This is a genomic window from Chromohalobacter canadensis (genome assembly GCF_029544075.1).
GTDB classification, from domain to species: Bacteria; Pseudomonadota; Gammaproteobacteria; order Pseudomonadales; family Halomonadaceae; genus Chromohalobacter; species Chromohalobacter canadensis_A.
The window spans coordinates 179,215-194,854 of sequence record NZ_JAJQJH010000004.1 but is presented as its reverse complement, the minus strand read 5'-3'; the positions used below and the strand labels follow the sequence as shown (position 1 = coordinate 194,854).

Here is a 15,640-nt window from a genome sequence, read left to right as displayed (position 1 = left end):
GCATATACACTGTCGACAATCTTGTGATCAGAAGGCAAGCGCTTGTCGAGCCTGGCGACCGCTGCGAGACTCGCGGGCGTTGCGTCATGATAGTCGGGCATGGCCGGAAAGAGGGAGGCGATATGACATTTCTGATCGGCGTGGGCATACCATTGCTGGTGCTGGTAGGCGTCTGGTGGGGCGCACGGATAGCGCTCAAGCATCTTGTCGCGCGGGACCAGGCGACACGAGAGCGCATGGCCTGGGCCATCGCGGCGGTCGTTGCGGCCCTGATTGCGATGTACCTCTGGCTGCTGCTGACCATGCCGGTCCTGCCTGACTAGCACCGGCCCTCGTGGATTGAGTGGGGGGCGTGGAGTGAGTGGCAGGGCCTTGTCGAGCGATGCCATCCTGACTATCATCATGCGCCATCGCCGGTGTAGCTCAGTCGGAAGAGCAACGCACTCGTAATGCGTAGGTCGGTGGTTCGAGTCCACTCACCGGCACCAAAAAAATCATATAAAACGGCAACTTAGCGAGTCATCGCGGTGGCCGTTTCTCGTTGTCGCTCGTTTAGGTTCCATACAGGTTCCAAGCGTCAGAAAGTCGCCAATGGCGCCAGCCTTGCTGGTCACTAACCTGGATTCGCCGACTGTGCATGAAGGCTTGCGGATTCTGCGGATTTGCGGATAACCCCCGCCTGCACTGGCTGGACTCACTGCGGCGTGGGGATGGGACGCTCCATCCCACCCGTGCAGACATGGCGGGTGCCGGTCCATGTGCCTTGGTCCATCAAAAACAGAAGCGGACGAGGTGTGATTTTCTCAATATGATGCGCGGGGCTCGGGTCCTATCAGGAAGGCAAGGGCTGATTTTTCAATTTCGCGGGTATAAAAATCTGATTGAAGCGGCGGTGTCCCTGCTCTTATCCGCAGAGAGATGCGGCATCCCCTTATCCCACGGTCTTCAGGATGTACGCGCTGCGGATTCTGCGGATGTGCGGATAACTCCGCCAGCAGAAGGGGGGTGATTCACCCCATCCTTTGCAGTGCTGCCGGATTACTGAAGGTGCGGAGCCCCCACTTTGGGGGTGCCTGACATCGTAGGCTCGTTGCGGATAGCTTGCGGATGACTGCGGATATGAGGCGGGATACGAAAAGGCGGGGCCGTCCTGCGGCCCCGCGGTGGTTGCGTTGTCCGATTTTTGGATGTCGGATAGTGGAATCCTGCTAGCTTCCAGCGCGTGGCTTAGACCCCGAGACCTTCACTCGTTACCTCGAGGGAGCGCTCTACGCGGAAGTCATTGAGTACGTCACGTCGCGCGTGGCGATGCAGGAAGGGCAGTTGCACAGTCAGCACAGCCTTGCCGTAGTGGGCTTTCGGGTCTGCTTCCTCAAGATCCTGATAGATCCGATCCAGGTCAGCCAGGTCTTCGCTCAGGCTCGTGAGCTTCTCGACCAGGGCGGTCTCTCTCGCTGCCAGGTCGGCCTGACGAACACGATTCAAGGCAGTGCGATAGACGGCCTTCACGGTAGTCAGGTGGCTCTCGGCGTCTTCCAACTTGCGTTGCAATCCACGGCGAGCCGCCTCGAGCTTGCGATGCTCCTCCCGCTCCTTTTCCAGTGTTGTGGCTGCCTTACTGGCGCCCGCTTTCGCGGCTTTTACTTCACTGCCGTCCGCCTCTCCGATTGCGGCCAGGGCTTCGGCTTCGTCCAGGCGCTCGGAGGCCGTGCGCTCGGCGTCCTGGGCCAGCCTCAACGGCCCGTCGTCCCGCTCCACGTTCCGCAAGGCAACGGCGATACGATCGCGCTCCTCTTCTGCGGCGTCAGCCTCACGGCGTAGATCGTCCAGTGTGGAGGCGCTTGCCTTCGGTGCCTGCTCTTCCAGATCCTCGACCTCCGCTTGGATCGCCTTACGTGCGCTATTTAGGCGTTCCAGAGTTACGGTGGCGTCGTCGAACATGGCGCCAAGCTCCTGGATGCGCTCCATACGACTAGCGGCATATTCATACCGGGCATTCATCTTGCGGTCGGTGGTGGCCATGATCCGTTTCAGTAAGGGAACGAGCCGCCCCGCCTCTTCCCTGATCGTTTCCGGGGTCTCGTCACCCTGGAACGTGTAATGGTAGGTATTGGCCGATAGGTGCTGGCTGCCGTTGGCTTCCCGGACAACATGGTCGAGTCCGTTCCGCGCTCGGTCTCGGGCCTCACGGGCCTCCCCGATGCCTTCGATCTTGGTCAGCTCATCCCGCTTGGTGTTCATGGCCTCGTGCCATTCTTGCCAGGTTGCAAATGTCTTGCGCTTCGTCGTGTTGCTCATGAGAAGGGTTCCTCTATGGTTTGCCGGGGCGTCCGGCGTGTCGGCATTATGCCGTTGCGATTTCGGCACCATCGGCAGGTCTAAGCCGCTCAACCATGCGGTCTGTAGCCCGGTGCTGCTGACGACCTACCATTGCCGAAAATTTGGCGAATTCCGCGGTCTGCAGTCCCCGTGGCGGGTTGGGACATTCCACGGAAGGACCCGCGATTTACCTACCGAATCAGTGCCAGCAGGGTGCGATTGGCAGCGGCACGGCCTGCGTTCTCCTGCTTCACGGGGTTGGGCTCTGCATCGGCTGCCTTGCGCCAGGTGTCCACGTATCGCTTGGCCGTGCGCTCTGCTGCCTTTGGCGGAAGGGTGCGCATCCGGCGACAGATGAACGTCCTATCCTCCGCCAGCAGCGGGCAGCGTTCGGCTATCCAGGCGATCCATGGCACGCGGTCGCCGATAGCCCCACGCAAGGGCGCCCTGGCGGTTGCGTCTCCGAGCAAGGCCATCGCCCGCCTATTGGCTTCATCCAGGTCATTGGTGGAGGCGAGCGCATCATCCACCGCGGTGATCAGGTCCGCACGGGTCGCCCGATCCATCGGTGCCAACACGTCGCGCAAGCGATGAGCCAGCCTTGCATCGACGGCTCGGCCCGCATCCGCCAGGCCGGTGATGGTCGCCTCGATCTCACTAATAGGCGCTGGGGGCTGCGGATATTGCGGTTTTGCGGATGGGCCGCTATCACTGGACTGGGCCGGCGCGGATGAGTGGCGAACGGCGGTGGGCGGGCTGTCTGCGTCGGCCGCGCCTTCTTCCCATATCTGGCGTCCCAGCTCCATCAGATCCATTGCCGGTCGCGGCTGGTCGGGGTTACCACCTCGTTGGGTATCCCCGCTCTCCCATAGGCGACGGCCGGTTTCCATCAGGTCGATCATGATTGAGCCTCCCTAACTCTCCAGCCTGTCGGCTTGCCGTTTTGGTTGCTGCTGGCAATCTGCACGTGCCCCGTGTCGACCAGGAAGGACAGCAGGGCTCGAGCCTTGGACGCGCTCCGGTACTCGCTACTAAGGCGTTTGAAGTCGCGGGCATGCAGCTCCCCACCGTGTCCTTTGATCCACTCCAGTAGGTCACGTGCCTGTAGCTCCTGTGTATCCTGGCGTGCCTCTGCGGTACGGATGGCCATCGACTCGAGGTAATACGCCATCAGGCGCCCAGCACGTTCGATGTGCTGCGGTGTGGGATTCGTCTCACCCTCCACAACTGCCAGTACTGTGGCGATGCGAGCCGCGTTGTCGGCGGCTTTGCTGGCGAATGCCTGTACGTCACGAAAGCGCCCCTCGGGACTGAGCTGCCACTCGATGCTGTCGTGAAGGCGTGCCCAGCTCTCGAAGGCTGCACCATCGATACTGGCGAGCCGGGGGGATAGGGCGCCGTTCTCGTCGGTATGCAAAGGCTCACGAATCAGGCTGGCCAGCGTTTCCCAATAGCGGAGGATCGCTGGATCATGATGGGGGCCGCTCTTGGGATCTCGCCCCTTGAGGAGCCGGCTTCCCACTAGGCTGGTTTCCTGCACAATAAGGAATCGTGCCAGGAAGCCTTGGCCCTGCAGCATTGGGTCGCCCAGCACCTTGGCGGCGACCACAGGCTGCACCATCAGGTGAGCCGATAGCCGGCGTCCGGACAGAAAACCGGACTCCCCTGCAGTGCCTCGGGTCCGAGTGATTGGCGAGCCATCCCACAGCTTGGAGACCATCGCCACCGTGCGGCCTCGACTTTCCTCGCTCATGCCGTGCCCGCCGAAGAATCCCACGCCTTCATCACTGAACAGGCCGGCGCTCGGGTAGCTGTGTTGCAAGTGGCGATAGATACCCTCGGCCGTGGGTTCGGCAAAGGTCATGCTCGGCGTTGCTGGCGGCTGTGGCTCTTGCCCGTCGATCTCCGCCAGCTGTTCTTGGAGAAAGGTTTGCTCTGCCTCCTTCATGGGCTGGCGACCCTTGGGCTTGCTGGCGTTGACAACAGACTCGCGGCGCATCTCCCACGCCTCACGGGCGGCCTTATAGCTCGCTATCGCCTCGGGGTGGTCCTTGCGCTTCTCCGCCTCCAGGTCACGAATGGGGGCCAGTGCCAGGCCATCCAGACTCGACTTGCGTTCACCACTTCCGGCGACAGTCATGCAGAATAGCGAGACGGGGCCGCGACCTATTGAGCCGCGAGCGACATCGACTTGCCCTTGTACTGCCAGTGCTGCGGCCGCCAGCACGGACTGGCCAGCCATACCTGGCGGAGTCTGGACGTGATAAGCCAAGCGCTCGGCCGCCTCGCCCAATACCGGCCCCAGCGCTTCGATGGGGAATTCGGGCGGCTGCTCCCGCTGCGCCAGAGGAATCGGGTTAAGCTCGAGTACACTCCCGCGCTCGACGGGCTGCCCCAGCTGTTGCTTTACGGCGGCGTTACTCATGCGACGCCCTCCCGGGGAGCCTGGCAGCGTGCCAGGTCGTTGAAGTCGGTGCAGGCACAATCGGCGCATGGGAAGCGCGGCCATGTCAGGTCGGCACGGAGGGCGGTCGCTATCTCCCTGGCAGCGGTGATGCCTGGGTTACCTTCGGTACCGCGATCGTTATCGGCGGCGACGGTGATGGCCACCTCGGACGGTAGGCGCTGGCGCAAGGCGTGTCCCACGGCCGCCAGGTTGTTGGCGGTCATCGCAGCGACTGCGGGGCATCCGGTGGCCACGTGCAATGCTGCGGCCGTGGCCCAGCCTTCGCAGAGGTAGAGGCGTGAAGTGGCCGCCAGCCGGCCGATGATGGTCGCGCTGCCTTTGAGGCGGGCCCGGAATATGAAGCGTTTTCCGCCGTCCGGGCCGATTCGCTGCAGGTTGACCAGCTGGCCCTCGGCATACAGCGGTACCAGCAAGTTGCTACCGTGTTGGCGTAGGCCATAGGGTGCCACTTGCTTGGTCACCAGGTAGGCGTGGCCACGATCGGCAGGGCTCGCACTTGCCCACAATCGGCGGGCACGCTTGGCGGCGTGAGCCTGTTCGCGCTGTCGCTGGGCTGCGCGAGCTTGGCGGGCCCTCCGCGCTGCCTGGCGGGCCTGCTCGGCGGCGATGGGGTCATGCTCGCCCGCCAGCGTTACGGTGTGCTGTTCGCCGGTATGCCAGAAGCCATAGATCGCAATCTCATGGGTAGGACAGACATACCATCCCGACAGATTGCCCCGGCGCTTATCAGGCGCATCGAAGCGGTGAATGTCGCCATCGGCGATGACGGATAATCCGGCAACACCTTGGGTCGCCAGGACATCGACCAATGCGGTTTCGATGCTATGATGACCATGTGTGGGGAGCACACAGCGTGGTACTGGCGCCCGGCCCTTGTGGTCGGGCGTTCTCGATTCAATGCTCATGGCGTTGCCCTCCCGCAGGCAGGGAGTCGCGTTCCACGACATCCCGGAAGGGTTACCAAAATGTGGTAACCCCTGGGGGTGAGCACTCCGCGCACTCCCGGATATCATTGAGGCGTCGGCTGGCAGTGCAGGCACTCAAGGGCGCGATTTCAAATCCGACCCTGTGTGGTGAGTTCCTCATTGTTTCGCCTCCCGATTACGTTCGGCCTCGATCCTCTCGAGCGATGCATGGCGGTCGGTGGCGAAGTTCTCCATGTGCTCACCCAGCAGGCAGGCGGCTTCCATTAGCCCATCGCGGACCCCTTGGTTAATCTCTTCGCTCTCGCAGGCGTGGGCCTCGCTCAGTGCGCGTAGGGCAACGCTCAGGCGACTGGCCTCGTAAACGAATTCACCGGTCAGCTGCTTGGCAATTGTCAGGTCATCGCTCATGACTGGCCCTCCTGCTCGGCGTGGCCCAGCTGGTCAATGAAATTCGCCAGATCCGTGGATTGATCGCTGAGGGCTAGTAGAGCCTCGAACAGATTTCCTCGGGTAACGGGATCCAGCGGACCGCGTTCGTCTTCGCGGCCTTCCTGACGCTGGGTGTCGTCCTGAATCAGCACGGTAGTAACGCCCGCCAGCGCGGATCCGATCCGCTCGGCTTTGTCGGCGCGGTGCTTGATAGCGGTAGGGGTGACATTGACCTTTTTCATGACGCCACCTCCTGGCCTTCCAGGCGGCGGGCCTTGTCCATGTGGGAGTTGTAACGTTTCAGGCGGGTGCTGGCGCTGGAATCAGCGAACAGCGCAGCGCGGGCCATCGCTCGATGTGCGGCGGCGCGTGCAGATGCAGTACGGGTAGGGGATAGGCATGGTGCCATGGGTGACGCTCCTAGAGTTGTGGAGTCGTCCCCGGCTGCGGCCAAGCAGCTGATGGGGGCGACTGTACGCGGGTTGGCCGACCGGCACTCTAGGAAACCGGCACACCGTGAGGTGTCCCACGCACAGCCGCCATAACGCATGGCAGGCACAAAAAAAGCGCCCGTCATGGTGGTGGCGCTCGTGCGCCTAGAGAGATTCGACCGGCCAAGGTCGGTCACGGAATTTGCCGCAACGCCTGCAGCATATCGAGCCGGAGTGAGGTAGGCAAGCATTAGGCGACCCTCCCTGCCTCGGCGGTGCTCCTGTAGGTATCACCATCGGCCAGCCAGTCGAGCACGTCCTTGAGGCGGTAACGAACGCTGCGGCCACGCTTCACGAAACGCGGGGCCGGGCGGCCGAGTAGACTACCGGTGGTGCGTGCCTTGCGGGCGGTGGCTGGCTGGGCGGGGATCAGGCCAGGGAATACAGCAGCCTCGGGCAGTTCGATCAAGGTTGGATCGAAACCGCCGTGGTAGCGGGTCAGGGCATTGGCGAGAATGTCGCCGGGATCTTGCGTCTTGATGGGCATCGAAGCGTCTCCATGTTGATGGTTGACGCTTCAAGGGTTACGGATCAGGCAGGCGGCGTAATGGTCAGTTTTCGCCGGTTTCTGACCAATAGCGTGGCCAAACCTCCTCCCTCAATTGTCTGATACGGTCTGAGTAGTAGGCACGCTTTACAACTGACGCTGACATGCTAAAGCGCTCGCCTGCTTGTTCAAATAAGTTTTCATCTACAGGGTTGGCTTTTGGGTCGTCCATATGCATTGAGTAAGCGGACCATGCGGCTCGCTCACGCAGCCATCTGCGACGGTCAATCTGTCGCTTTGGTGTTAGGGGTAGCCCCTCGGCCTCTCCGATATATACTCCCTCCCTATTAGCCCATGATTCCACTGCGCATATAAGTGACTCCATGTGCTCATCTTCTAACGGCCATCCGGTTATTCGCCAGTTGACCAACGCCCGCATGGCTGTCAACAGGTCAGCTAGCTCTGCGTTTTCATGCTCTGCATCGGTTCGCTCGCTTAACTTCGAATCCTCGTTTTGGTCGAGCACAGCCTTATCGTCGCGAAAATGGTAAGGGGTTCCCTTCTCCTCAAAGTGGAAACGAGACAATATGCCTTCTTTTGCTAGACGAGAAATATGAATTGCGCGTTCAATATTGAATTTCGGGTAAACGGGGCCACGCGCTTCATCAAGTGTCACGCTGCACATAACAACGCGGGCAGCATCTACGCGGTTTGAGCACTGGGGTTCAACATCCTGGGTCTTCAGCTTGTCGCTGCTCATGTGATTGGCCAGTCGGTAAAGAACACTATCTAGGTCGGCTGTTATGGCCCACAGCTCGTCATCCATGGGGCGTCTCCTATTGCTGGCGCTGGGTATGAGCCGGCCTCTTGGGCCGGATGGTGAGCGGTTGCCACGGAGTGGCCGGTCGCTTATCCGCAGTTGTCCGCACGTTATCCGCAACGAGCTTGGCCGGTGCTGGCGGGTTTATCCGCAAACCCGCAAAATCCGCAGGCGAGTGGCCACGATGTCTCGCATCAAGCATCGGCTACCACCTTGAAGGGGCCACCAGCATCCTCATCGCTTCTATCCGCCGCCTCGGCCGGCGCCCTGGGCACTGCCTTGGCGAATGCTTCAACCACGTCGCGAGTGTGATCGGGGCGCAGGTGAGCGTAGTGGGTGATCGTCGTCTGAATATCTGAATGTGCCATCAGCTTGGAAACGGTCAGTAGATCGGCGCCAGCCATCACCAATTGGCTGGCGAAGTTGTGCCGCAGGCTGTACAGGTGCAGATCTTGAGGCAGGCCGGCGAGCTGACGAACAGCGGCCCAAGGCTTTTGCATCGCGGTCGCGCTCATACGCTCGCCATGCTTGCCAGACGGAAAGACCAGGCCGGTCTTCGGCTCACCCTGCTGCTGGTGCCAGGTCTTGAGCACGTCCACGGCCTCAGTGGACAGCGGGAAAGTCTGGGGCTCGGACCGGTGGTGAGCGGTCTTCTCTATCGTTTTGCGCACGGTGCGGAAGGCCAGGTTCACGTGGTCCCAGCGCAGGCCGAACAGGTCGCCCGGTCGGAAGCCGGTGTAGTACATGGTCAGAATCCAGGGCGCGACGTGATCCACGTAGGCGACGCCATCCAGGTCGGGAAGATACGTCTTCCCATGGGCGCGGCTATTTCGGCGCTGGGCGCGCTTGGCCTCTTGGTACGCCTCTAGGCCCGCAAATAGTGCCTTCACTTCCTCGGCTTCTAGATGACGGCGCTGTGCCCCCTGCTCTGCCAGATCCTCTTCGCTCATGGCCGGCCGTTGCAGCTTGACGCCTTTCAGCGGGTGGACCGGTATAACCTTGCGCTCGGCCGCATGCGCCAGCAGGCCGCACAGAGCGTCATAGGAGCGCTTCAGCGTGCCAAAGGCGCGGGGCTTGACTGGTGGCTCTCCCTTAGTCTTTGGTGCTTTGGGAATCTCTTGCTCGGCCTGCCATCGCTCGACATCGGCGCGGCTCAGGCTGCCCATGGGCTTGTCGAGCCAGTCGGCAAAGTCTTTCTCGATGCGCCGAAGATTGGCGACACCGTCCTTCTTCCGATTCTGGTAGGCGGTATAGGGGCCAGCCAGGTAGGCACCAAGCGTCTGCTGCTGCTGGCGCTTCTCTTCGGCCTTGGTTTCTTCCAGAACGGCACGCGGGTCGCCGCCTTGTGCCACGATATCCAGCACTTCGCCAACATCCTTGCGGGCTTTGGCGGCCGTCATGTTGCCGACTCCATAGCGGCCAAGGGTCAGCACGCGGCGCTTGCCGGATAGGTTGTAGTAGGACACTCGCAGCGATAGGCCGCGCTTTCCGGCTCGGACGTGGTAGCCGGCTGCATCGCTATCCCACACCTCGTCACCTTCGGGCAGCTCCTTGGCGAGACGTTCCAGCGACCGTGTCGTAAGCCGTTCTGTCTTTGTGGTCATACCCTTGGCCTCAGTTTCTAGGTTCCAAATAGGTTCCATGGGCAGGATAAAACGGGCTAACACTGGCAACAAGCAGAAAACGTTAATTCAATATTAAGTATTTGTTTTTATTGATACTAATGGTGATTATTGTTTTTTGCGTTTTCTTCTGAAAGATGGAGTTAATGCACTCGTAATGCGTAGGTCGGTGGTTCGAGTCCACTCACCGGCACCAACCAGCTACCTGCAGACCGCCGCCACGATGTGTACGGGCGGCGGTCTTGCGTTCCCGCCCCATGTGCTCGGTATTTCATGCCTGATCCTCTGGCATCATGCTCCGTTTCTCTGAAGTTAGCGCCCTAGCTTTGCGGCTATCCGACGCTTCTCCTAACGTTAAGGTTGGCCGAACCGCCTGACACGGTTTTCGGCCCGCAGCTATTTTACGTCGGTGGGCGTGCACCGATGCCCGGTAATCGCTCGCCGAAGACGGCCCCCAGCCCCTGGCTGGCGAATGGTGAGGATACGACATGGATGACCGCGAACGTCTCGAGGCCGAGGTCTCGTATTATGATCCCACGCGACAACCGGCATCGCCGTCGCGGCGCCACTTCCTGAAGACTGCGGGCGCTTCCGGGTTGGCGGTGGCTGCGGCGCCGGCGTTGTCGTCGGTGAGCTACGCCGGCTCGCCGGACGATCCCGATACGCAGACTGACGCGCCCCCCGCCGAGGGCAAGCAACGTATCACGTTGGTCGTCAACGGCCAGCGCCAGCAGCTGGACGTGGCACCCAACGTCATCCTGCTCGATGCGCTGCGTCACGGTCTGCAATTGACCGGCACCAAGAAGGGCTGCGACCACGGCCAGTGCGGCGCCTGCACGATCCTGGTCAACGGCACGTCCATCAATTCCTGCTTGAGCCTCGCCGTGACCCACGACGGCGACGAAATCACGACCGTCGAAGGTCTCGAAAAGGACGGCCAGCAGCATCCGTTGCAGCAGGCGTTTCTCAAGCATGACGCCTATCAGTGCGGTTACTGTACGGCGGGTCAGATGATGAGCGCGCTGGCAGTCCTGCAGGATGACGACATCGGTACCCGCGATGCCGACGTGCGCGAGGCGATGAGCGGCAATATCTGCCGTTGCGGCGCCTACAAGAACATCGTCGCGGCGATTCAGTCCGCCCGGAGCGCCGTGAAGGGAGGCAAGGCATGAGACATTTCGATTACGCCCGCGCCGAAAGCCCGCAACAAGCAGTCGCGGCGCATGGCAGCGATCGCGATGCCGCCTTTCTGGCAGGCGGCACCACGCTGCTGGACCTGGTCAAGCTCGACGTGATGCAGCCGCAGAAGGTGATCGACATCAACGGCGTCGATCTCGATACCATCGAGCGCCTCGACGACGGTCGGTTGCGCATCGGCGCGATGGTGACCAATACCGCGCTGGCGCGGGACGAACGCGTGGTCGAGGATTATGCCGTGCTGTCCCAGGCCCTGCTGGCGGGCGCCTCGACACAACTGCGCAACAAGGCCACCACCGGCGGCAATATCATGCAGCGGGTACGCTGCCCCTATTTCCGCGATGGCGTCTCCGCCTGCAACAAGCGCGAACCCGGTAGCGGTTGTGCCGCTATCGAGGGTGTCAATCGCACCGTCCACGCCGTGCTCGGCACCAGCGACAATTGCATCGCGACGCATCCCTCGGACATGTGCGTGGCAATGGCGGCGATCGGCGCCACGGTCGAGGTTCAGGGGCCGGAAGGCACGCGCGAGATCGACTTCGGCGATTTCCACTTGCTACCCGGTGACACGCCGGCCCGCGAGCATGCGCTCGAGCCGGGCGAGTTGATCACCCATGTCGTACTCGACGCACCGATCGACGGCGGCCGGTCTGCCTACCTCAAGCTGCGTGATCGCCAGTCGTATCAGTTCGCCCTCGCGTCCAGCGCGGTGATCGTGCGTATGGACGGCAACACCATTACGGATGCCCGGGTGGCTATGGGCGGTGTCGGCACCAAGCCGTGGCGGGCGCCGGAAGTGGAAGCGGCGCTCAAGGGCAAGACCGCCAGCGAAGCGCTCTTTACGGATGCTGCCAAGCTGGCCTTCGAGAATGCCACGGCCTATTCCCAGAACGGTTACAAGATTCCGCTCGGCCAGCAGGCCATCGTGCGTAATCTCACCGATCTGACCGCTGCCTGAATCGCCCGCGAGGAGAATGGAACATGAGCGACACGGATACGAAAGAACCCATTATCGGCGCGGGCGTGCCGCGCATCGACGGCCCCGACAAGCTCGCCGGCCGCGCCAACTATGCCGCCGACAACCTGCCGCCCAACATGGCATACGGCTATGGCGTGTTCAGTACCATCGCCAAGGGCAAGGTGACACGAATCAAGGTCGATGAGGCGAAGCGGATGCCGGGCGTCATCGATATTTTCCATCATGGGCATTTCCCGTCGCTGTACCGGACGCCGTCGAGCTTCGTGCAGGGCAACAAGGTGGAAGAAACCCGGCTGCCGTTCGAGGACGAGCGTGTGTACTACGAGGGCCAGTTCGTGGCGCTGGTGGTGGCCGACAGCTTCGAGAACGCGCGGGCCGCCGCGCGCCACGTCGAGGTCGAATACGCCCCCGAATCGGCCGTCGCCAACCTTGCCCAGGGCCTCGAGGACAACGGCACGCAGGCGGGTGGCGGTCACGCGCGTGGCGATGCCGCCTCGGCCTTCGACAGCGCCGACACGACCATCGACGTCACTTACCACACGCCGGTGGAAACCCATAATCCGATGGAGATGCATGCCTCGGTGGCGTACTGGGACGCGCAGGGCAACCTGACCATCTATGACGCCTCGCAAGGGGTCGTGGTCGAGCGCAATGCGCTGTCCAAGATCTTCGCCATTGCGCCCGAGCGCATCACGGTACATGCGCCGTATATCGGCTCGGGCTTCGGTAGCAAGTTGTGGACCTGGCCGCATGCGATTGCCACGGCGGCGGTTTCGCGTGAACTGGGCCGCCCGGTGCAGCTCGTCGTGCCACGTCAACAGATGTTCACCACCACCGGGCACCGTCCCGAAACCCGCCAGCGCATGCGCCTGGCGACCGACGGCAACGGCAAGTTGGTGTCGCTGCGTCACGAGGCGATCAACACCACGTCGTTCACCGATCAGTACGTGGAAACCTGCGGCAGCGTGACCAAAAGCCTCTACAGCTGTCCCGATCTGACGGTGAGCCATGCCACGACGCAGGTGAATCGCGGCACGCCGACCTCGATGCGTGCGCCAGGTGCGGCGCCGGGCCTGTTCGCGCTGGAATCCGCCATCGACGAGATGGCGCTGGCGGCGGGCGTTGATCCGGTGCAGTTCCGGCTCGACAACTATGCCGAGCGTGACGAAAGCCAGGATCTGGATTTCTCCAGCAACCACATCGTCGAGGCCACGAAACAAGCCGCCGAGCGCTTCGGGTGGCACGAACGCAATCCGCAGATCGGCAGCATGCGCGAGGGTCGTGAGATCGTCGGCTACGGCATGGCGGCCTGCAATTGGGAAGCGCTGAAGCGACCCTGCGATGCACGCGTGTCGCTGCGTGCCGATGGCACCGCCTTTGCCTCCTGCGCGACACAGGACATCGGTACCGGCACCTACACTATCGTGGCGCAGGCGGTGAGCGATGTGACCGGTATTCCAGTCGACCGCATCACCGTCAAGCTGGGCGACTCTTCCTACCCGGACGGACCGATCTCCGGGGGCTCCTGGGCCACGGCGACGACCCTGCCGGCCATCGCCGGCGCGGCGCGCAATGCCCTCGACGAGCTGAAGCGCTACGCCACCGGCAGCAACGGTATTTTCGCCGAGGCCAGCGCGGACGATCTGAGTGTGGCCGATGGTGCTCTGCGTTATGACGGCAAGCAGGCGAGTTTTGCCGAGGTCCTCGATGCCGCGCGTTACGGCAGCGCCGATGGCGAAGCGCATACCGAGGCCGCTGACTCGAAATACTCCTATCGCTCCTTCGGTGCCCATTTCGTCGAGGTACGTTGGGACCCGGGCATCTCGCACCTGCGTGTATCGCGCGTGGTCAGTGCCATCGATGTAGGCAAGGTGATCAACGAAACCACGGCGCGTAATCAGGTCGAGGGCGCCGTCGTCATGGGCGTGGGCATGGGGCTTTTCGAAGCCACCGAGTACGACGAGCGCAACGGCCGCCCTGTGAACAACGACTACGCCGAGTACGTGGTCCCGGTACACGCCGACCAACCGGAGATCGACGTCATCCTGCTCGATTATCCGGACCTGGCGTTCAACGAGTACGGCGCGCGGGGTATCGGCGAGATCGGCATCACCGGGCTTGCCGCCGCCATCGGCAATGCGGTGCACCATGCCACCGGCAAGCGCATTCGCGAACTGCCGATCACCCTCGACAAGCTGATGGACGACGTGCCCCAGGCGCAAAGCGCCTGAGGCGCGTCGGCTGATCTCAGCGCCTCGCGCCGCCGCCAGTTGGCGTCGCGAGGTGTCGCAGGTCAGCGGGCGTATCGATGTCCAGCAGGATGCCGGGGTCATCGACCTCGATTTCTTGGTAGCGTTCGGGGTGCTGGTGGATGAGTTGCCGCGCCCCGCTATCCCCGTCCAGGCGCGTGAGCGCCGGCCAGAAATCGCGTCCGAACAGCACCGGGTGGCCGGCAAGACCGGCATGCCGGGGGCGAATTATGTGTGCGGTATCGGCCATGTGCTGCAAGCGGTGCAGCGTGTCGGCGCGAATGGCGGGCATGTCGCCGAGCAGTATTGCGGCTGCCTGAACGTCGGCGAGTGACGGGTCCCCTGCGAGCGTCGCGAAGGCCTCGGCCAGGCTGGTGCCCAGCCCGCGCTCGGCGTGTGCGACACCTATCACGGGCGCGTGCTCGGCCAGGCCGAGGTGCGCCGGCGTCTCGGTGTCGCGCAGCACCACGCGACAGTGAGTGAAGGCCTCGATCGCACGCGCGAAGGAGGCGTTCAGTAGCGTCTCGCCCCCTGCCAGCAGGGCGCGGCGCTTGTCCTGCTCTCCGAAACGCCGCGAGCTTCCGGCGGCCATGATCACGGCGACCACGCGCTCACTCACGGTAACCACGCGCTTACAGGGCATCGCGTGCCTTGCCGCGTCGCACGCGTACGATATCGGCCATCACCGCCAGCGCGATTTCGGCCGGTGTCTTGCTCCCGAGAGCCAAGCCGATGGGCATGTGCAGACGTGCGATCTCTTCCTCGCTGAGCCCGCCGGTGCGTGCCAGGCGCTCGGCACGGGCCGTCGAGGTGCGTTGCGAGCCCATGACCCCGATGTAGAACGCCGGCGTGCGCACGGCCTCGATCATGGTCAGGTCATCCAGGCGCGGATCGTGGGTCAGGGCGACGATGGCCGTTGCCGCGTGGCTCGCGCCCGAGGCAATGAAGGCGCTGGGCAGCTCGCGTCGCGTGCGTACCCCGGGAAGCGCCACGTCTTCCCATGCCTCTTCGCGCGGGTCGCAGACGATGACCTCGAAGCCCAGCGAGCGCGCGAACTCGGCGCAAGCGATCGAGACCGGCGAGAGACCGGCCACGATCAAGCGCGCCACCGGTCCCAGGCGCATTTGGGCTTGGCACTCATCAAGCGTTACCCGCGGGCCTTCGTTGTCGTCATTGGCAAGCGTTGCGAACCCAGTGGCGAGATCGACCTCGCGAATGGTCGGGCGCTGTCCACGCAGGACGTCGTACAAGGCCTCGAGATGCGAGACATTTTCACGCGTCGGCGGCAGTCGCTCGATCAGTACATCGAGAATGCCATCGCAGGGCAGCGTCACCGACGGTCCGTCGCCGTAGCGCAGCGTGGTGATCGGCGCCCCGAAGGCGCCCTGGGTCAGGCGCTCGAGGAAATCCTCCTCGATGCAGCCGCCCGACAAGGAACCTGCATGGCGGCCGTCCCCGCGCGCGACGAATAGCGAGCCCGGCTCACGGGGCGACGAGCCGAACGTCGCCAACACCGTGCACAGCCAGACCGTTTCACCGTCGCGGGCCCAATCAAGCGCTCGCTCGATGACCTGCAAATCCAAGTGTTGCATGCTCAGTACGCTCACCCATTATCGTGTTGCCTCGCGCCGGAGCGTCGTCGACGACTGACCGG

At 62.9% G+C, this 15,640-nt stretch carries 16 protein-coding genes and 1 tRNA gene; 5 read left to right on the top strand and 12 right to left on the bottom strand.

From position 1 onward, the window contains the following. Positions 1 to 122: 122 nt before the first annotated feature. Together LUN51_RS08415 and LUN51_RS08410 are read left to right on the top strand one after the other, a co-directional pair. The gene (locus LUN51_RS08415) at positions 123 to 323 is read left to right on the top strand and encodes a hypothetical protein (RefSeq protein WP_277810906.1); all 201 of its coding nucleotides are present in this window, start codon (positions 123 to 125) and stop codon (positions 321 to 323) included. Positions 324 to 412: 89 nt separating this feature from the next. Then, positions 413 to 488, top strand: a tRNA-Thr gene (locus LUN51_RS08410). 739 nt (positions 489 to 1,227) lie between these two features. Here LUN51_RS08410 and LUN51_RS08405 read toward each other — a convergent pair. The 10 genes from LUN51_RS08405 to LUN51_RS08360 form a co-directional block, all read right to left on the bottom strand. Then, entirely contained in the window at positions 1,228 to 2,298 is a 1,071-nt protein-coding gene (locus tag LUN51_RS08405) for a hypothetical protein (RefSeq protein WP_277810905.1), read from the bottom strand. Between the two features lie 212 nt (positions 2,299 to 2,510). Next, complete coding sequence (locus LUN51_RS08400) at positions 2,511 to 3,209, bottom strand: hypothetical protein (protein ID WP_277810904.1); 699 nt, start codon at positions 3,207 to 3,209, stop codon at positions 2,511 to 2,513. A gap of 8 nt (positions 3,210 to 3,217) precedes the next feature. Beyond that, on the bottom strand, positions 3,218 to 4,744 hold the full coding sequence (locus LUN51_RS08395; RefSeq protein ID WP_277810903.1) for a YfjI family protein: 1,527 nt from the start codon (positions 4,742 to 4,744) through the stop codon (positions 3,218 to 3,220). Further along, positions 4,741 to 5,691 carry a toprim domain-containing protein gene (locus tag LUN51_RS08390; RefSeq protein WP_277810902.1) on the bottom strand — a complete coding sequence of 317 codons (951 nt, stop codon included), beginning with the start codon at positions 5,689 to 5,691 and terminating at the stop codon, positions 4,741 to 4,743. The genes LUN51_RS08395 and LUN51_RS08390 overlap by 4 nt, the downstream gene beginning before the upstream one ends. 177 nt (positions 5,692 to 5,868) lie before the next feature. Continuing rightward, positions 5,869 to 6,120: a hypothetical protein gene (locus tag LUN51_RS08385; RefSeq protein WP_097023423.1), complete on the bottom strand. Its 252-nt coding sequence runs from the start codon at positions 6,118 to 6,120 to the stop codon at positions 5,869 to 5,871. Further along, positions 6,117 to 6,383 (bottom strand): hypothetical protein, encoded by a 267-nt coding sequence (locus LUN51_RS08380; protein WP_277810901.1) that lies wholly within the window; start codon positions 6,381 to 6,383, stop codon positions 6,117 to 6,119. The genes LUN51_RS08385 and LUN51_RS08380 overlap by 4 nt, the downstream gene beginning before the upstream one ends. Further along, a complete protein-coding gene (locus LUN51_RS08375) occupies positions 6,380 to 6,550 on the bottom strand; it encodes a hypothetical protein (protein WP_277810900.1) in 171 nt (56 codons plus the stop codon). The genes LUN51_RS08380 and LUN51_RS08375 overlap by 4 nt, the downstream gene beginning before the upstream one ends. 272 nt (positions 6,551 to 6,822) lie before the next feature. Further along, positions 6,823 to 7,119 (bottom strand): hypothetical protein, encoded by a 297-nt coding sequence (locus LUN51_RS08370; protein ID WP_097023425.1) that lies wholly within the window; start codon positions 7,117 to 7,119, stop codon positions 6,823 to 6,825. Between the two features lie 64 nt (positions 7,120 to 7,183). Beyond that, positions 7,184 to 7,945, bottom strand: coding sequence for a hypothetical protein (locus LUN51_RS08365; RefSeq protein ID WP_097023426.1), 762 nt, complete (start codon positions 7,943 to 7,945; stop codon positions 7,184 to 7,186). Between the two features lie 188 nt (positions 7,946 to 8,133). Further along, entirely contained in the window at positions 8,134 to 9,543 is a 1,410-nt protein-coding gene (locus LUN51_RS08360; RefSeq protein WP_277810899.1) for a site-specific integrase, read from the bottom strand. 506 nt (positions 9,544 to 10,049) lie between these two features. On the opposite strand from LUN51_RS08360, the gene LUN51_RS08355 reads away from it, so the two are divergent. From LUN51_RS08355 to LUN51_RS08345, 3 genes are read left to right on the top strand one after another with little or no spacing between them, the layout of a single operon-like run. Continuing rightward, the gene (locus LUN51_RS08355) at positions 10,050 to 10,733 is read left to right on the top strand and encodes a (2Fe-2S)-binding protein (RefSeq protein ID WP_277810898.1); all 684 of its coding nucleotides are present in this window, start codon (positions 10,050 to 10,052) and stop codon (positions 10,731 to 10,733) included. Next, positions 10,730 to 11,716 carry an FAD binding domain-containing protein gene (locus tag LUN51_RS08350; protein ID WP_277810897.1) on the top strand — a complete coding sequence of 329 codons (987 nt, stop codon included), beginning with the start codon at positions 10,730 to 10,732 and terminating at the stop codon, positions 11,714 to 11,716. Before LUN51_RS08355 ends, LUN51_RS08350 begins: the two co-directional genes overlap by 4 nt. 23 nt (positions 11,717 to 11,739) lie before the next feature. Continuing rightward, complete coding sequence (locus tag LUN51_RS08345; protein WP_277810896.1) at positions 11,740 to 13,968, top strand: xanthine dehydrogenase family protein molybdopterin-binding subunit; 2,229 nt, start codon at positions 11,740 to 11,742, stop codon at positions 13,966 to 13,968. A gap of 16 nt (positions 13,969 to 13,984) precedes the next feature. Here LUN51_RS08345 and LUN51_RS08340 read toward each other — a convergent pair whose 3' ends face one another. Beyond that, positions 13,985 to 14,605 (bottom strand): nucleotidyltransferase family protein, encoded by a 621-nt coding sequence (locus tag LUN51_RS08340; RefSeq protein ID WP_277810895.1) that lies wholly within the window; start codon positions 14,603 to 14,605, stop codon positions 13,985 to 13,987. Positions 14,606 to 14,618: 13 nt separating this feature from the next. Further along, on the bottom strand, positions 14,619 to 15,578 hold the full coding sequence (locus LUN51_RS08335) for an XdhC family protein (protein WP_277810894.1): 960 nt from the start codon (positions 15,576 to 15,578) through the stop codon (positions 14,619 to 14,621). Positions 15,579 to 15,640 lie beyond the last annotated feature (62 nt).

Excerpts from the sequence above, each read along its gene's own strand:
- LUN51_RS08350 (WP_277810897.1), top strand. The coding sequence starts at position 10,730 with ATGAGACATTTCGATTACGCCCGCGCCGAAAGCCCGCAACAAGCAGTC.
- LUN51_RS08335 (WP_277810894.1), bottom strand. The coding sequence starts at position 15,578 with ATGCAACACTTGGATTTGCAGGTCATCGAGCGAGCGCTTGATTGGGCC.
- LUN51_RS08360 (WP_277810899.1), bottom strand. The coding sequence starts at position 9,543 with ATGACCACAAAGACAGAACGGCTTACGACACGGTCGCTGGAACGTCTC.
- LUN51_RS08345 (WP_277810896.1), top strand. The coding sequence starts at position 11,740 with ATGAGCGACACGGATACGAAAGAACCCATTATCGGCGCGGGCGTGCCG.
- LUN51_RS08355 (WP_277810898.1), top strand. The coding sequence starts at position 10,050 with ATGGATGACCGCGAACGTCTCGAGGCCGAGGTCTCGTATTATGATCCC.
- LUN51_RS08395 (WP_277810903.1), bottom strand. The coding sequence starts at position 4,744 with ATGAGTAACGCCGCCGTAAAGCAACAGCTGGGGCAGCCCGTCGAGCGC.
- LUN51_RS08405 (WP_277810905.1), bottom strand. The coding sequence starts at position 2,298 with ATGAGCAACACGACGAAGCGCAAGACATTTGCAACCTGGCAAGAATGG.
- LUN51_RS08380 (WP_277810901.1), bottom strand. The coding sequence starts at position 6,383 with ATGAAAAAGGTCAATGTCACCCCTACCGCTATCAAGCACCGCGCCGAC.
- LUN51_RS08385 (WP_097023423.1), bottom strand. The coding sequence starts at position 6,120 with ATGAGCGATGACCTGACAATTGCCAAGCAGCTGACCGGTGAATTCGTT.
- LUN51_RS08415 (WP_277810906.1), top strand. The coding sequence starts at position 123 with ATGACATTTCTGATCGGCGTGGGCATACCATTGCTGGTGCTGGTAGGC.
- LUN51_RS08400 (WP_277810904.1), bottom strand. The coding sequence starts at position 3,209 with ATGGAAACCGGCCGTCGCCTATGGGAGAGCGGGGATACCCAACGAGGT.
- LUN51_RS08375 (WP_277810900.1), bottom strand. The coding sequence starts at position 6,550 with ATGGCACCATGCCTATCCCCTACCCGTACTGCATCTGCACGCGCCGCC.
- LUN51_RS08390 (WP_277810902.1), bottom strand. The coding sequence starts at position 5,691 with ATGAGCATTGAATCGAGAACGCCCGACCACAAGGGCCGGGCGCCAGTA.
- LUN51_RS08370 (WP_097023425.1), bottom strand. The coding sequence starts at position 7,119 with ATGCCCATCAAGACGCAAGATCCCGGCGACATTCTCGCCAATGCCCTG.
- LUN51_RS08365 (WP_097023426.1), bottom strand. The coding sequence starts at position 7,945 with ATGGATGACGAGCTGTGGGCCATAACAGCCGACCTAGATAGTGTTCTT.